A 251-nucleotide genomic window follows, 5' to 3' on the forward strand; every position below is an offset into this window, starting at 1 on the left:
GCCCATTGCCGATCGCCGCGGGATTCGGCACTTCGACGTCGACGTAATCGCTGCCCTGCTTTTCTCGCTTGATGACTACCGAGCGGAACTGAGCGGGAACCGCATTGCTCGACGCGAACGCCGTCGCAATGCGTTGCGCGAGCGCGAATCCCTGCGCGGAGAACATATCGACGCTGATGTCCGTGGCGCCAAGGCCATTCGGTTTTTGTGCGACATCTGCCAGCGTGCGCGCCTGATTGGGTGCGTTCATG

Annotated in this window: 1 protein-coding gene; it reads right to left on the reverse strand. The window is 61.8% G+C overall.

Going from position 1 to position 251, the window contains the following annotated elements; translation table 11 throughout:
* The coding region (locus tag SB689_RS23740) for a hypothetical protein (protein WP_410694493.1) at window positions 1–251 on the reverse strand (251 nt) is incomplete at both ends.

The organism is Chryseobacterium sp. SIMBA_038 (assembly GCF_046535115.1).
In the GTDB taxonomy this organism is placed as follows: Bacteria; Bacteroidota; Bacteroidia; order Flavobacteriales; family Weeksellaceae; genus Chryseobacterium.